Genomic DNA, 16,284 nt, shown 5'->3' with positions numbered 1-16,284 from the left:
TAACATTTGTTCCCTAATTGAATTTGTAAATTTGGATAAAAAATAAAACTTAAAATAATGAAGAAACTACTTATTGCTTTAGCCTTGATCTTAGCGCCATTAGCATCAGAAGCGCAAGTAAAAACTCCACAAGCAAGTCCAAAAGGATATATCAAACAAACTGTTGGTTTAACTGATGTTGAAGTTACGTATTCAAGACCAGGAGCAAGAGGAAGAGCTGTGTTCGGAAATTTAGTTCCGTTTGGAAAATTATGGAGAACTGGAGCTAATGAAAATACTATTATTAATTTTAGCGATGACGTAATAATTGACGGAAAAACGCTAAAAAAAGGAAAATATGCAATTTATACAGTTCCTAGAATCGAAAGTTGGGATATCATTTTCTATCTTTCTACTGATAACTGGGGATTGCCAGAAAACTGGAGCGATTCGTACGTAGCTTTAAAAACTACAGTTAAAGAAGATGCTTTGCCAACTCCAATTGAAACTTTTACAATAGGAATTAACGGATTAGATCCTAATTTTGGATATTTAGATATTGCTTGGGAAAATTCTCATGTAGCTTTAAAATTTGAAGTTCCAACAGCTAAAATTGCTGTGGCAAGTATTGAGAAAACTTTGGCAGGTCCAACTTGGAATGATTATTTTGCTGCATCTCAATATTTATTCCAATCAAATGGAAATATCGAAACAGCTAGAAATTATGTAGACAAAGCGCTTGATATGAGTTCAGATAAACCATACTACGTAACAAGATTGAAGTCTCAAATTCAAGCAAAACAAGGTGACAAAAAAGGAGCAATCGAAACTGCAAAAGCTTCTCTAGCATCTGCTGAAGCGGCAAACAACGCCGATTACGTAAAATTGAATAAAGATAGTATCGCTGAATGGAGCAGATAATAATTCTTCCGAATTCTTAAATTCCAATTTTTTAAAATATCAAAATCCAAAACTGACGAGTTTTGGATTTTTTTTTGTCTTTAGAATAAAATATACAGACTTGTCTGTTTGTTTAAAAATGTTTTTTATATTTGCAGATATAAATTACGATGTTATGCTGCCAAAAGAAAGAATATTAGAGAAGACATTTACTTTATTTCACACACAAGGTTATAATGCTACTGGCATCAATCAAATTATTGAAGAAGCAAAAGTTGCAAAGGCAAGTTTTTATCAGCATTTTAAATCTAAGGAGGATTTGTGTGTGGCTTTTTTAAATCAGCGTCATTTCTTTTGGTTTGAAGAATTGCAAAAGTTTACATCCAAAGAAGAGGACAGGAAACTAAAAATTTTAGCTTCTTTTGATTTCTTAATTTATATGAATAAAAAGGAAAATTTTAGAGGTTGCAGTTTTCTAAATATTCTATCAGAAATTCAATCAGATAATATTAAAATTTTAAACGTAATTCAAAACCATAAAGCTGATTTACGCGTCTATTTTACCGAAATTTTAAATGATAATCTTTTATCAGATCACATATATCTGCTTTTTGAGAGTTGCATTATAGAAAGTCAGCTTTTTAAATCCAATCAATTTATTGAGCAAACTAAGAAAATTATCCAAACTTTAATCTAATTATTATGGAACAGAAATTGCCATTGCCGCCTTTCTCGTATGAAACAGCAATAGAGAAAATTCAATTAGCAGAAGATGCTTGGAACAGTCAGGATCCAGAAAGAGTTTCAAAAGCCTATACGATTGACAGTGAGTGGAGGAACAGAAATCAATTTGTAAACGGAAGAGAAGAAATTGTACAGTTCTTAACGCAAAAATGGAAAAAGGAGAAAAATTATAAACTTAAAAAAGAATATTGGGCGCATACCGAAAATAGAATTGCGGTTCGATTTGAGTATGAATATCAAGATCTTGAAGGAAACTGGTTTAGAGCCTATGGAAATGAGAATTGGGAGTTTGATTCAAATGGTTTGATGCAAAAACGTTTTGCAAGTATCAATGATCTTTCAATAAAAGAAGAAGAAAGAAAACTTTAAGGAATTTAATTCATAGAGGGCGGTTCAGGAATTTTTACCGTCCTTTTTATTTTCTTTATAATTAATAAATAAAAAGTAATGCCTCCTAAAATAATCAGCAATGCGATTTGAAGTTGGCCAAGTACATTGTTTCTGCTGTACATCGCATTTGCGACAGCAAGTTTTGCTTTTCCTTCTTCAATCTGAATTTGCGAAAGAGATTCGAGAGTTTTTAGTGCTTGTGCACTCGAATTGGCTATTTTGTTCCAATCTTTATTTTCAACCTGTTTGTTGATTTCTTTGCATGAAAGTAAAAAAGCATCAAAATACTGTTTTTCTTTATTGGTCAAAACCGTTTTAGCATATAAATCATCAATATTATGAATAATGTCTAAGGTGTGAATAATTTCATCTTTCTTGATATTATCGCTTAAATCTAATTTTTCAGCTTCAGCTTTTATAAAATGAAGTTCTTTAGAATATTGAAAAATATAATGCGCCACAACCAATCGGTCTTTGTAAATAGCATTGATATTGTCATTTACGTTTTTAGAATTTCGCAACGTATTAAAGTTACCAAGCAGAATGATAAGCATTACAACTAGTAATATAAAAGCAGCTTTGGTTTTATTGCTGTACCTTCTGTGATCTTTCATAAAGCTTTTTTTTAGATAACAATAATTAATCAATCATTCTGTTCTCAACGAGTTCAATGTTTTTTATAGCGGCTAGCGGAGTAATTTTTACTTTTTTATCTCCTTTGACAAAATAAAAGTAGTACAAACTATTGTTTCCAATAACAAAAACGTTTTTAGATTCTCCTTCGTTAAAATCCATTTGATAGCTGTACTCCAATTTGTTTTCTTTTAGCTTTTTCTTGGTAAAATAACCTCCTGCCATACCATAGCCAAGAAAAAAAGACAACAGAAAAAGTATAAGTGATTTTATGGCAATGCTATTATAGTAGCTTTTAGTTTCTTCTGGAGATAATGCATCAGTCGATTTTAGTTCAAAAGATCTTTTTACAAAGGCCAAATCTTTGTTCTTCGCTAAAAAAGAAGGAAGATAAAAATGAACCAAAAAAAGTATAATGATAGCTCCAAGAATAATTGGGTTTGAGGTAAATTCAGCAATCGGACTAATTAAAACGTCCATAATAGTAGAATACCTTAAGATATTAATTCCGAATTGATAATAATAAATACTGTCTTTTAGTATCCCCATTACAATCAAAAAGAGATAGCCAAATGGCAATAGTTTTTCTAAATCGTCTGAAATCTTCATTTCTTCAGCTTAAAATTGGTTAGTTTTAGGTCAGTTTTACAACGTACTAAAATAGTCTTTTTTACTTACAATAAATGAAGAATCGTATTGGAACGAAATAGTTATTTGAATTTTAAGCAGCTGTTTCCTGCTGTCCGCTATATCTTTTGTGGCGAACCCCGCCACAAAAGGATGCCGCTCCCATCAGGGCTAGGGCATCAGGCCTTATTTGAGCGATTTTTGTTTAATTAATGAATCAGTCTGTTGGTTTACAATTTCTGACGCTTTTCTTAAAAATGCAGGACTGATACAATCGGAATAACTAATATAAACAATGTGATTGTCATCTTCTAAGTTTTCATTTTTCTTACCTGCTTCAAAAGAACTATCTAAACCGCTAATTAAATAAACTGGATTTCCTTCTTTAAATAATTGAGTAGCAATGCCAATTAATCTTTGCTCGCCAGCAATTTGTAAATCAACTTCTTTGTATGAAAGAAGGAAAGAACAAGTGATTAATGAACAAAATTTTGAACTTTGAAATCCTGGATATTTCAAGAAAATTTCATTTCCTTGATTTAAATTCTCAAAACATTTTGTGTATAATTGAGCAGAAATTGAAGTGTCTACAACTATATTAGAAGCATCAAGATTCTGACTTTCTATCTGAGAGAATGAAAATAATAATAGTACTAAAAACAGTTTTCGAATCATCTTTTATTCAAGCATTAACTCATTATCATCCGATTTTCCTTTAAAGAACAAAAACTGAAGTAAAAGCGCCAATACAATAGTCAAAATAGCACCAATAAAATTAAGCCATAAATAACCCAGTTTCTCCTGTCTGTAAACCATAAAATAATAAATTACAAAAATCGTAAACTGACTTATGAGAGCACTGATAAACATTGGTTTTGCTTGAACTCTTTTGGTATAAAAAGCTACAAGGAAGATTCCTAAAACAGTTCCGTAGAAAATAGAACCAATAATGTTTACAAGCTGAATTAAATTTTCAAACAAAGTTCCAACGCATGCAAAAAGTATTGCTATAACTCCCCAAAAAAGAGTAAAAAACTTGGTAACATGTAAATAATGTTTCTCCGACTTTTCTTCTTTCTGATTTCGTTTGTAAATATCTATTGCTGTTGTAGAAGCCAGTGCAGTTAATCCAGAAGCAGTAGAAGACATGGCAGCCGAAATAATAACGGCCAATAACAATCCGATTAGACCTTTTGGCAAATAATGCAGAATAAAATGAAAAAACACATAATCTTTATCGTTGGTTTCTGAATTACTATCGGCTCTCGAAATTATTTCCTTGGCTTTATCGCGAAGATCTTTTTCTTTATTGGATAGCGCAACCAATTCTTTACGCAAAATCGGATTGTCATAATCTTGATTCAGCTGATCGATATACAATAAATTAATAACTTTTTTATCTTCAGAAAGTTTCACTAGTTTTTCTTCTAAAACATGATATTCTTGTTTATAAGCCGACTTTTCAATTGCAATTTTATTATTCGGATTAAAATTTAAAGGAACCGGATTGAATTGAAAAAACACAAAAACCATAACTCCTGTAAGAAGAATAAAGAACTGCATTGGCACTTTTAGAAGCCCGTTCATAATTAATCCCATTTGACTTTCTCGAACTGATTTTCCAGATAAGTAACGTCCCACCTGTGATTGGTCTGTACCAAAATAGGCAAGTGCTAAAAAGAAACCTCCTGTAATACCACTCCAAAAAGTATATTTTTCTTCGGGATTAAAAGAAAAGTCAACAATATTCATTTTGTCATTTGCTCCCGCAATATGCAGCGCACTATTAAAAGTCATATCGTTTGGAAGATAATGCAGAATCAAGAAAAACGTGATAAACATTCCAGACATAATGACAAACATCTGCTGTTTTTGCGTAACGTTTACCGCCTTTGTTCCTCCAGAAAAGGTATATATGATTACCAAAACTCCGATAATGATATTCATTACAGTTAAATTCCATCCTAGAAGTGCAGACAAGATAATCGCTGGAGCATAAATAGTTAAACCGGTTCCTAGACCTCTTTGCACTAAAAATAAAATTGCAGCAAGCGAACGGGTTTTCACATCAAATCTTTTTTCTAAAAATTCATAAGCCGTATAAACTTTGCTTTTATGATATAGCGGAATAAAAGTCAAACAAATAACAATCATCGCAATTGGCAAACCAAAATAGAATTGCACGAACCCCATTCCGTCATGATAAGCCTGCCCTGGAGTCGATAAAAATGTAATTGCACTCGCTTGCGTCGCCATTACAGAAAGACCTACAGTATACCAAGGCGTTTCGTTGTTTCCTAAAATAAAATCTTCTACGTTTTTACTTCCTCGGGTTTTCCAAGAGCCGTATCCAACAATAAATAATAGTGTGACAATAAGTACGATCCAGTCAAATAGCTGCATAGGTTATGAGTATAATTGCATGATTAAGAAAAAGATAGCAATATAGATTGCATTTGCTACTAAAACATAAGTGTAGCTTTTTTTCCATTTTTTTATTTTTTTAGCTTCCATATTTATTGCTTTAAATCTTGTTTAGGAGCTTCAATTGGCTGTTTTAGAGAAATAATATTCGATAATAATCGATAGGCTCCAGAAACACCTTCTGGCAATTCTCTAAAGAAACTCAAACCAGTGTAAATGTAATATCCTTTTCCGTAAGGTGCGACAAGAAGAGCTCCATCTTTTGGAGATTCTCCTTTATCGTGCGACGAAATAATAGGAGTGAAGGCAGGATCATATTCGTTTGGATAATATAGACCTTGTTCTTGTGTCCATCCTTGAAAATCTTTTTCAGATATTTTATTAGGCGTATTTAAAACAGGATGATTTGGTGCTAAGAATGTAATTTTAGCATTTTCTTCTGTTACACGATCGTTTGATAATTTCAACGGATAAGGAGCAATTTTGTCCGTCACTAATTTTCCATTTGTATTGTATTGTACAATCATGTTTTTACCGCTTTTTACAAAATTGAAAAGTATATTTTGCTTGTTTGCCAAAGCATTTACGGTATTGTAAGCACGAACTCCGGTAATTACAGTACTGAAAGAATCTAATTTTTCTGGAGTAATTTCTTCGGGTTTTAAGATCGAAACTTTATATCCCATTTGAGTCAAACTTTCCGGAACTTCGTCTCCAGCGCCCATAATATAAGCAATTGCATCGCCAGAAATTTTTAAATCAATTCTAATGCATTTTGATTCAGATGGTTTTAAAACCATTTGTTTGGTAATATGACTGAAATCAATAATAGTTAGGTCTTTGTCAAAGCGTTTTTTGTCTACAATTGCGACACTTTTTACTGTGGCTTCCTCTGGATTTACTGGAGGTGTTACTTCAAAATAGAAGATTTGCTCGTTGCCTTTTTTGTCTAAAACAAACGGAATTTCTTTTGGAGAAACAGACCAGCTTTTAGGCAACTCTAATTGAAGATTCCCTTTTATATCATCTTTTCCAGCGCGAACTTTTACCGGAACCATTTTGCTTTTGGTATTTCCAAAAATTAAAACTTTTTCTAAAATAGAAGTTGTAACTTCTGGAACGATATCAAGAAAATTGTACATTTCGCCTTTTACGCCATCATTGTACTTGTACACAACAGTGCGCTCAAACGGAATCTCTATATCATTGATTTTGATGTTAAAGACCACTTTTGTGTCTCTAATAATATCTGGTGTACCAATAATTTCTTGATTAGAAACGGTATACATTCCAACTGTTGCTTTTTCTTTTAGCCAATAAGGTTGAGTGTATTCTATATTGTTTGGAAGCTGCAATTGCAGATTGATCTTCTGATCGTTATTATTCTTCAATACAACGTTTTGGGCTGTTGTTTGATTGTCTGGAAGCGTAGTCACACTAATTAATTGCATTCCGATAGAACATCTATTAATAGCTTCAAGAGTTAATTTTATTGTACTTCCTGGAGTTGCTTCTTGTTCGTTGGCAACCGCTTCAAGATATAAACCAGAACAAGATGCGATAATGTTTTTTATAGCAGCAAGTTTAATCTCTTTCCAATGGGTATCGTCTAAAGCTTGAATCATTGCATAGGCTTTGACTAAATCTGGAATACTTGCAGAAGGATGGCTAAAATCGTATTTTGAAATGATGGAAGAAATCAAATCTCCAACTGGTTTTCCGTTTTTAACACGGTTCCAGCTTGTATCTATACCGTCAAATAAATTATCACGTTCTTTTGGGGTCTCGCCATTAATTAGCTCCAAATATTCGGTTTCTTCACCGCGAACACCAGTACTTCCAAAACCTTGTGACTGATGACGGCTTCGGCTTAAAGCAGCGATTTCCTGATTTGATTTTCCTATTCCTGTGTAGTAAACGCCTGTTTCTAACTTCGTAAATTTAGATTTATTGGCAGCATCAAATTTTTCTTGGCTTCCGTAAAACCACCAAGAAGGATTGAAGAATTGGCGTTTTACCTGCCAAGGAGAAACATATTTTAATTGTTCGGGATAAATTTTAGGATCGTTTGTTAATTTGAAGCTTTCAACACTCAGCATGGCAGAAGAGGTATGATGTCCGTGTGTTGTACCAGGAGAACGATGATCAAATCTATTAATAATAACGTCTGGCTGAAATTTTCTAATGGTCCAAACTACATCAGCAAGTACTTTGTCTTTGTCCCAAATATCTAAAGTTTCAGATGGATTTTTTGAAAAACCAAAATCGTTTGCTCTAGAAAAAAATTGTTCGCCACCATCTATTTTTCGAGCTTCAATTAATTCCTGAGTTCTAATAACACCCAATAATTCACGCAATTGCGGGCCAATCAAGTTTTGTCCGCCATCTCCACGAGTAAGTGATAAATAACCCGTTCTGGCATTCATTTCATTGGCTAAATACGAAATCATTCTAGTGTTTTCATCATCAGGATGTGCAGCAACATACAATACAGAACCTAAAAAGTTTAGTTTTTTAATTTGATTGTAAATTTCAACTGAATTTGGTTTTTGCGGCTGTTGTGCAAATGAAATCTGAAAACCTATAAAAAATAGAATAAAGATTTGAATCTGTATTTTTCGCATGGTGAGTGTTAGGTGTTTTTTGAAATTATTCCAAAAATAGTAATTATTTTATGGAAGATTATTTAAATGAAATGTTAACGCTCAATAATTATACCTTTCTTTAAGATGATGAAACAAAAAAAGCTGCCAGATTGGTTCTGACAGCTTCTTAAAAATATATATTTGATGCCGTTTACTGCTTATTTCAATTTGTTTTCTGTATCAACGTAGTTTCCTGTAATAGTTACGCCAGTACCTTTTGTAACTTTTCCGTAAATAGTGATAGAAGAAGTATTTCCAATGAAATTGATTTTAGCGCCACTATTCAATCTCAAATCTCCCCAAATTACAACAGATCCTTCAACTTGCAATGTAGCATTGCTATTGATAATTAATTCTGTTGGAGATGATTGCTGGTATTTACCTTGAGATAAACTTCCTCTCATGTTAAAAGTACCACCGCTATTTAGTGTTAAGTTACTAAGAACAGTAATAGAACCACAATGTGTTAAAACTGCACCAGAATTAATGATTGCCGAATTAATAGCTGTTGCTCCTTGGTAAGATTTTATATCATTAGAATTTAAAATCAAATCTCTCCCTTGATTGTATAAACCATAAGTTAGACAGCTCGCAAAAGTAGTATTTGGTTTTTCCATTTTAATGATTTTCAAACCGCCAGTTCCGCTTGCTACATAAATGTAATTTCCGCTTGATTTTACATAGTTTGAAGAACCTGCAATTCCAACCGAACCTAATAAATTTAGCTGTGTTGCAGATTGATACACATTAAGTCCCAATGCTCCGTTAGCAACAAAAGCATAGCCATCATTAAAAGAAACCGCATTGGTTACATTGTCTTCGCCTGCAGTTGTGATTCCGATAGTTTGTAACTTTGATCCACTGTTGATGTCGTATACGCCAAGACCATTTGGACCTTCAGAAACAAAAAGTTTTGTTCCGTCGATATCCATCGTTCTTTTTGCCCCACTAACGTCTACAGAAGTTGTAAAGCTCTTTTGCAATGCAAGAGTCGATTGATTGTAAATGTTAACTCCTTTAGTTCCGCTTAAAGTAACAACTTTATCGCTTGTTAAAGCAATAGAACGGAAATCGGCCATAGCAGCTTTTCCTGCAATTACTTTTGTAGAACTGTTTACTTTAAACAAACTTCCGTTGTCTCCCGTTACAGCAAAATAATTAGAAGCATTAGCAGCTACGTCTGTTGTAACTCTACTTTCTAAGTAATTTGTTTTCAATTTATCTGTAAGCAATCCTGAACTTAACTCCATATTAAACACAATTGCCGGATTCCCTGCTAGTTGAGTGTCTTTGTCTACATCTTTAGCAGCTCCGATAATTAAATTTGATCCAGAAAAAGTCAGAGAGGTAATATCTGTACTTGGAATTAGGGCAGAAGTGACCAATTTTGGTTTGTACGGATCAGAAACATCAATCACATCAATAGCTCCAGAATAAGCATCGCCTCTCATAATATAAGAAACATAGGCGTAATTTCCGTTTACAGTAACGTGACTAGCTTGTAACGTTCTTCCGTTTGCATCAACTGGTGGTTTTACTTCGGCAATTTGAACAAGAGGAAAAGAAGTGTTGGTAGTCTCTGCAGATTTTCCTGCTAAAGCACCATTTTCGATCGAGATTACCCCAGAATTAGTTAAGTCAAGTCTTTGGTTTAATGTAGATTGATCTGAGGTAATGGTAATGTTATTTGACGATTGTCCATCGTTTTTGTTGTCATTGTTATCGTCACAACCTATTAACAGTGACATTGCTAAAAATGAAAGCAAATAAACATTCTTTTTCATAAATTTCTTTTTTGGATTTTAAAATTCGGCGCAAATATATATTATAAATATATTACAGATCAGATTTTTAACGCGAAACTTACTGTAATACAGTTGTTTATATTGAATATACAACATTTTAACAAAAGATCCCATTAAACAAATCATAAAAAAAGAGAGTATCGTTTTTTTTGATACTCTCTTGTATTGATCGCTAGTAATTTAGCATTATTATCTTCTACCGTGTCCATGCCCACGATCGTGATCATCATGATCATGTCTGTCATGGTGTTTATCATGTTTATTGTGTTTGTCGTAATGTTTGTAATCTTTACGATCGTAATGACGACGTTCACTGTAACCATATACAGGTCTTGGTTTGTATGGTCTTTGTGGAGCTCCGTGGTATCCTCTGTAATATTTCACTCTATGACGGTCAAAATAAGTATAAGGAGTTCTACCGTGATAATCTGTTAAAACTACTTTGTAACCTCCATACAAATCATAGTTTCTATATTGTCTAGGTAAGTACGTCGCTCTTACCCATTTTCCTCCTCCGAAATAGATAAATTGAGCAGCACGAACATCGTAGTAAGCCTCAACATCTGGAAGATAGTAATATTCCATTTCTGTATATCCTACTGGTCCCCAAGCTGGCGGAGCACCAATATTTACGTTAACCGATACTTGAGCTTGTGTGGCGTTTGCAACCATTAGAAATAATCCGGCGATTGCTAATTTTATCGTTTTCATCTTTTTTTAATTTTATAATGTTAATCTTGAACAGGGATATTCATATACTGTGCCAAAAAATAAAAGCAGATGTATTTTGTCGAGTAAAAATGCATTTCAACGAGTAGAGAAAACGGTTGAAAATGGTTAATTTATTGATTTTAAAGGTTTTTGTTGCTTTTAGAGTTTTTCAAAAAAAAGACAAAAAAATTATTTGTAATTGACAACTCTAGGCTTTGCAAGTTCGAAACTTTGAAGTCCGTAATCGGTAGTTTCAAAAGTATTGGTTTTGAAAACATTATCGCCTTGCTGCGGAATACTTGGATAATAAGATAACGAAAGCTGGAATGAACTGAAAACCAAGTAGTCATTACTAATTAATAATCCTACGGTAAGTTTAGAATAGGGCTTACTCTTTGTCATTGCCATTTCTGGACTTCCTAATACTGCAATGGAATAATTGAAAAATGGGTTTAAACGAAATCCAAGTAAAGAGTGTGGCGAATACGTTTGTGTCTGTAGTGATAAAACAGCTTTGCTGGTTCCATACAAATAACTGTTAAATCCAGGAATTCCGTTTCCTTCATTTATATTCAGCTGATCTCCAATTATGTCATCACGATTTATTCCAATTACCACTTTCGGATTTACGAATTGTCTGATTTTCCAATTTCCGACGCTAAATAATTTTGTAAAATAATTGGATTCAAACAGAAAGGAAGTTTGGTAAGTTTTGGATTGATGAAAAAAAGTGCCTGCTTCAAAATTCATACTTAAAAAACCTAAACGGTAATAATTTCCAAAAGAGAATTGAGCCCCAACATAAGGCCGCCAAAAAGTGTTTTTGTACTGATATCCAAAAGTAACACCATATATTCTTCCTATCGGTACGTCTTCTGTTTGTCCGTTTCTAAAAATATAGCTGTCTTTGATAAATTTTCTTGTATTGAGACCAATTCCACTCAGAATTAGCTTTTCAGAAGAATAAAAATGATTCGGATCGTAAAGATCAGATGGCGACTCACTGTAATTGACATTCAAAAAACGAGCAGTAGTAACAAGGTTTGTTATGGCTTTGTGATTGTCTTCAAATACTTTAAAAGCACGCCCCGCCCAAACATCTTGTGAGGTATATTTTTTGGGTTGATAAGCAAATGTAGAATCTGGAGCCTGAAGCGTATCTTTTCTAAAACTTTCATCCATATAAAATCCGCCAGCCCATTTGGTCAGGGGAGAGTAGAAGTCTCGTTCGATATCAATGCTTTTAATATAGTTATTATCTAAATCCATTTTGTAATGCAGAACAGTTCCTATATAGGTATTCTTAATATTGGGAACAGTATACGTTACTTCATTGGCATTTTGACCGTCATCAAAACGGTTGGTAAAACGATATTCAAGCTGTTGTCCACTTCCAAAAAAATCTTTTTCTTTAAAACCTACCGAAACTTGATTGCTCGAAATTGAAAACCTCGGAATTGTACTCCAGGAATCTAAAACACGAATGGTAACATCTACAGAATCTGAAGCTTGACCCACTGTCTGATTGGAAATTCTAACCGCTGTAACATAGCGCTGCGCACGAATCAAACGCTCAGACTCTAGAACTTTGTAGGTATCGTAACGAGAATTTCTCTTAAAAAGCAACAAGTTGTAAATGGCAATTTTCTTTGTTTTTAAATGAAGTCTGTTACCCATTCTTTCTCCCCAGTTTTTCGGAGTTAGAGTAGTATCGGCAACAGAATACCCAAAAGGATCCAGAGTAATAATATTGATTTTTCGAATAATTTTCCCATCATAATTTGTGGAATCAATAGGAACAAGCAATTCTTCTTTTTTCTTCGGTTTTTTAGATCTGAAGAATAATTTATGCATGGTCTGCGTAAATTTATTTTTCTTAGAATAATTTCTAATCTTAGTGTAGATTTCCGTAGTATCTTTCTCTTTTTTAGGCTCTTTTTTATTATCATTTACCTGCGCATACCCGCTTTGTAAACAAAAGCACAGCAAAATAAAAAACAGTATTTTATTGTTTAAAGACATTCGGTAATTTTCTTCTAATAGTTTTAAGTTTTATGAATTTAAGGAATAAACAGATGCTATGCTAGCATAACGTTATTTTTAATTTTCTGTTGTAATTTTTCTCTTTCTCCAAGCAAATTTTCGCGGAACATGATTTCCCATTAGATAACCCCAAGCAGAAAGCGAATCAATTCGATCAAAAATAATTTTCAAAATAGCCAAAAGCGGAATAGCTAAAAACATTCCGGCAATTCCAGCTGCGGCACCTCCGACAATAATTCCCATAATAGACACAAAAGCATTTATTTCTACTTTAGAATTAATAATTAACGGCACAAGGAGATTATTATCAATAAACTGAACAATAACGTTTACAATTAGAATTCCGAGGATTACTGAAATTTCTCCAGATCCTGTTAACGATGCCAGAACGGTAATAATTCCAGCAATAAAAATTCCGATATAAGGAATCAAGTTCAAAATTCCTGTAATCAATCCGAGAAGGACGAAGTATTTCACGCCAATGATCCACAAACCTAAACTCGTCAATACCGAAACAACAATCATTTCGATAATTAAACTGACGATGTAATTGTTGATTGAAACTTTTATCTGAGATAAAATATCCTGCAAAATTCCATGATTTTCTTGTTTGATTAACTTGGCAAAAAACAGTTTAAAATGCTCTTTATAAATCAAAAACAAAAAAGTGTAAATGATCATAATGGTACTGTCCAAAAGAACATCGCTTATCGAAATTATAAACGAACCTAGTTTAGCCTGACCCGTTTTGACCGAATCTTTTGTAACAGAATCCAGATATTTTTTCTGTTCGCCAATGCTTACCTGAAAATTTTCTCTTATAAACTTATGAATTTCGACAATAAAGGAGTTTGCATTTTTCTTTATAGTTTCAAAATCATTGGCCATATAAGTGACTTGGTAGGAAATAAAAACTAGAATTCCGACCACAATAGAAATGAAAATAGCAAGACAGACTATAGCAGCGAGGTGCCTTGGAAACTTAAGTTTGGTCTTTAGAAAAGTAAAAATCGGAAGGAGTAAAACGGCAAATAAAAATGCCATTAAAATGGGCGTAAGAATATCTTTTCCGAGACAAAAAATGAATGCAAAACAAATTAAAGTTACAAGAATAAAAGAAAGTTTTGCATAAAAGGGTAATGTTATTGGCCGAGTCATTTTTTATTTTATTTAGCTGAATTTATAAAACAAATATTACACTTTATTTGTCTTTTTACGTTCTAGCTTTTCTCGCGCCCGTTATAAAATTCCCATTACATTTTAGTCAAAAAACTCTCGCTCTTCATATTTTGCTGGAATAATCGAAATTCCTTTTTGAAGCAGTAAATTGTTCGGGAAAACAATTTTTTCTCCTTCTTTTGTTTTTAAGCTTACATGAAAGGTATTAATGTCTTCGATTTCAGCTTCAATTGGAAAATCTTTATCATGAATTTTAATCGTATCCCCAATTCTAAAAGGAAAGGAAAAGAATAAAACCATTCCGGAAGTAATATTGCTTAAAATCGACCATTGCGCAAACATAGCAACACCAATTACAGTTGCAATAGAAGAAATGGTAATAAAAATATCTTCTGTCTGAACTCCCCAGATTATGATCAAAATGGTTACAAGAAGTATATTCATTAAAATATTAATATACTTAATAACCAGATTGGTGCGATGTTCAAATAATTGACTTGTAGCCGCAAAACGCTTTATTAGTTTAGCAATTACTATACGTAATACAATCAAAACACCAATAAGAATGATTGTCGCTATTATTTCTCGGCTATACTCTTTAAAAGAAAACATAAATAAATTTTTACACTAATGTAGTCAAAAATTCGTAAACTTTGGCTGTCGGAAGCCCCATTACATTGGTATAAGAACCTTCTACTTTTGCAACTGCCATAAAACCAAACCATTCCTGAATACCATAAGCACCAGCTTTATCGTAAGGTTTGTAGTTTTCTATATAATACAAAATAGCTTCGTCTGACAAATCGTTGAAGGTTACTTTTGTAATATCGTGCAAAAGAGTAGAGGAATCTGAAGTTTTAAAACAAACAGAAGTAATGACTTCATGAGTTGCATTAGACATCGATTTAATCATTTCAAATGCTTCTTCGGCACTTTTAGGCTTTCCTAAAGCTTTATTCTGGTGCCAAACAATGGTATCGCTTGTAACCAAGATTTCGTTTTCTTTCAATTCTCCTTCAAAAGCGCTGGCCTTTAATTCGGCTAGATAATCGGTAATTTCTACCGCTTTTAATTCTGGCGGATAAATTTCTTCAACGTCTTTTAAGCGAATTTCAAAATCAAGGTCTAAATCCTTAAAAAATTGCTGTCTGCGAGGAGAACCCGAAGCTAAAATGATTTTATACTTTTTTAGTTTTTCTTTAAGCATTGTATTTGATATTTAAGGCAATAACCAAGATTGATAAGATTCCGAAGAATAAGATAAGTTTTAAGATGTTGCTTAAATGATGAAATTCCTTTTGAGATTTTGCACTAAATATTTTTACTATAAAATAAAGCAAAGGCGCTAAAACAGTGGCAAAAGCATAAAATACTGAAATGTAAAGCTTGTTTTGCATGAAGTACGTATTGCAATAAAGCGCACACATAATAAATGCAACAACAGCAAAGCCCAAAGCGATTTTGGCCGCTCTATTAACTCCTATTGCAACAGGTAACGTATTCATTCCCATATTGTAATCGCCATTTACATCTTCGATATCTTTTATAATTTCACGAATAAAATTAATCATAAAAGCAAATAAGGCATAGTCTATTAGAATAGAAAAAAGACTGGCCATTTGGGCTTGATTTTCGCCTGTTGTAGCAGGAAAAAGATCAAAAATGCCAATAATTAACACACTTGCTGCTAAAAGCAATGCCACTACGAAATTACCTAAAATCATAATTTGTTTTAGACTCGTTGCATAAAAATATAGAAGCGAAGCTATTAGAATAAAAAGGGATGCAAAAGTCGGCCTCATAATAATATTCGACAGAATAAAACCAATTGCTACGCCAGAAATATTTAAACCTATATAAATATTATAAGCAGCCGTTTCTGTAATTCCTTTTCCAACGACAACATTTTGCGGTTTGTTGATGCTATCAGTTCCCACATCGTAAATATTATTAATTACATAACCTGCAGCGGCTAATAAAACAGTGCTTAAAACCAGCAATCCATATTGCCAGTCAGCCAATGCCAGCGGAACTTGCTGTTGTTTTAAAAAGGCATAGCGAAAAAGCAGCTGCATAAAAGCAAGCATTAAAAGGTTTTTATAACGAATAAGTTTTAGGAATTTCATATTCTAAGGTTCTGAGAGGCTAAGATTCTAAGGTACTGAGTTTTTTTAAATGGATACTGGGACTGAAAACTGCGACTG

At 33.0% G+C, this 16,284-nt stretch carries 15 protein-coding genes; 3 read left to right on the top strand and 12 right to left on the bottom strand.

The features are described from left to right. The first annotated feature begins 57 nt into the window (after positions 1-57). From SOM12_RS22125 to SOM12_RS22115, 3 genes are all read left to right on the top strand, one after another. Positions 58-900 carry a DUF2911 domain-containing protein gene (locus SOM12_RS22125; protein WP_095931152.1) on the top strand — a complete coding sequence of 281 codons (843 nt, stop codon included), beginning with the start codon at positions 58-60 and terminating at the stop codon, positions 898-900. Between the two features lie 154 nt (positions 901-1,054). Then, a complete protein-coding gene (locus SOM12_RS22120) occupies positions 1,055-1,576 on the top strand; it encodes a TetR/AcrR family transcriptional regulator (RefSeq protein ID WP_320495561.1) in 522 nt (173 codons plus the stop codon). Between the two features lie 5 nt (positions 1,577-1,581). After that, on the top strand, positions 1,582-1,992 hold the full coding sequence (locus SOM12_RS22115; RefSeq protein ID WP_095931153.1) for a nuclear transport factor 2 family protein: 411 nt from the start codon (positions 1,582-1,584) through the stop codon (positions 1,990-1,992). Positions 1,993-1,997: 5 nt separating this feature from the next. On the opposite strand, the gene SOM12_RS22110 is transcribed toward SOM12_RS22115, so the two are convergent. The 12 genes from SOM12_RS22110 to SOM12_RS22055 form a co-directional block, all read right to left on the bottom strand. Continuing rightward, positions 1,998-2,627 carry an MCP four helix bundle domain-containing protein gene (locus SOM12_RS22110; protein ID WP_320495509.1) on the bottom strand — a complete coding sequence of 210 codons (630 nt, stop codon included), beginning with the start codon at positions 2,625-2,627 and terminating at the stop codon, positions 1,998-2,000. A gap of 25 nt (positions 2,628-2,652) precedes the next feature. Continuing rightward, positions 2,653-3,255 carry a hypothetical protein gene (locus SOM12_RS22105; protein WP_320495508.1) on the bottom strand — a complete coding sequence of 201 codons (603 nt, stop codon included), beginning with the start codon at positions 3,253-3,255 and terminating at the stop codon, positions 2,653-2,655. 204 nt (positions 3,256-3,459) lie between these two features. Further along, a complete protein-coding gene (locus SOM12_RS22100) occupies positions 3,460-3,948 on the bottom strand; it encodes a hypothetical protein (protein WP_320495507.1) in 489 nt (162 codons plus the stop codon). Positions 3,949-3,951: 3 nt separating this feature from the next. Further along, the gene (locus tag SOM12_RS22095) at positions 3,952-5,676 is read right to left on the bottom strand and encodes a sodium:solute symporter (RefSeq protein WP_095931157.1); all 1,725 of its coding nucleotides are present in this window, start codon (positions 5,674-5,676) and stop codon (positions 3,952-3,954) included. Between the two features lie 113 nt (positions 5,677-5,789). Next, on the bottom strand, positions 5,790-8,321 hold the full coding sequence (locus SOM12_RS22090; protein WP_320495506.1) for a PIG-L family deacetylase: 2,532 nt from the start codon (positions 8,319-8,321) through the stop codon (positions 5,790-5,792). Between the two features lie 179 nt (positions 8,322-8,500). Next, positions 8,501-10,126: a hypothetical protein gene (locus SOM12_RS22085; RefSeq protein WP_320495504.1), complete on the bottom strand. Its 1,626-nt coding sequence runs from the start codon at positions 10,124-10,126 to the stop codon at positions 8,501-8,503. Positions 10,127-10,336: 210 nt separating this feature from the next. Continuing rightward, the gene (locus SOM12_RS22080; protein WP_095931160.1) at positions 10,337-10,858 is read right to left on the bottom strand and encodes a hypothetical protein; all 522 of its coding nucleotides are present in this window, start codon (positions 10,856-10,858) and stop codon (positions 10,337-10,339) included. A gap of 189 nt (positions 10,859-11,047) precedes the next feature. Next, entirely contained in the window at positions 11,048-12,880 is a 1,833-nt protein-coding gene (locus SOM12_RS22075) for a hypothetical protein (RefSeq protein WP_095931161.1), read from the bottom strand. Between the two features lie 78 nt (positions 12,881-12,958). Then, on the bottom strand, positions 12,959-14,059 hold the full coding sequence (locus SOM12_RS22070; protein ID WP_095931162.1) for an AI-2E family transporter: 1,101 nt from the start codon (positions 14,057-14,059) through the stop codon (positions 12,959-12,961). Between the two features lie 102 nt (positions 14,060-14,161). Beyond that, positions 14,162-14,692 carry a mechanosensitive ion channel domain-containing protein gene (locus SOM12_RS22065; RefSeq protein ID WP_095931163.1) on the bottom strand — a complete coding sequence of 177 codons (531 nt, stop codon included), beginning with the start codon at positions 14,690-14,692 and terminating at the stop codon, positions 14,162-14,164. A gap of 10 nt (positions 14,693-14,702) precedes the next feature. Next, positions 14,703-15,287: a Maf-like protein gene (locus SOM12_RS22060; protein WP_095931164.1), complete on the bottom strand. Its 585-nt coding sequence runs from the start codon at positions 15,285-15,287 to the stop codon at positions 14,703-14,705. Then, entirely contained in the window at positions 15,280-16,206 is a 927-nt protein-coding gene (locus SOM12_RS22055) for a geranylgeranylglycerol-phosphate geranylgeranyltransferase (protein ID WP_320495503.1), read from the bottom strand. The genes SOM12_RS22060 and SOM12_RS22055 overlap by 8 nt, the downstream gene beginning before the upstream one ends. Positions 16,207-16,284 lie beyond the last annotated feature (78 nt).

Source organism: Flavobacterium sp. CFBP9031 (assembly GCF_034044945.1).
GTDB lineage: Bacteria > Bacteroidota > Bacteroidia > Flavobacteriales > Flavobacteriaceae > Flavobacterium.
The sequence above is the reverse complement of the archived record's forward strand: the minus strand, read 5'-3'. Positions and strand labels throughout refer to the sequence as shown.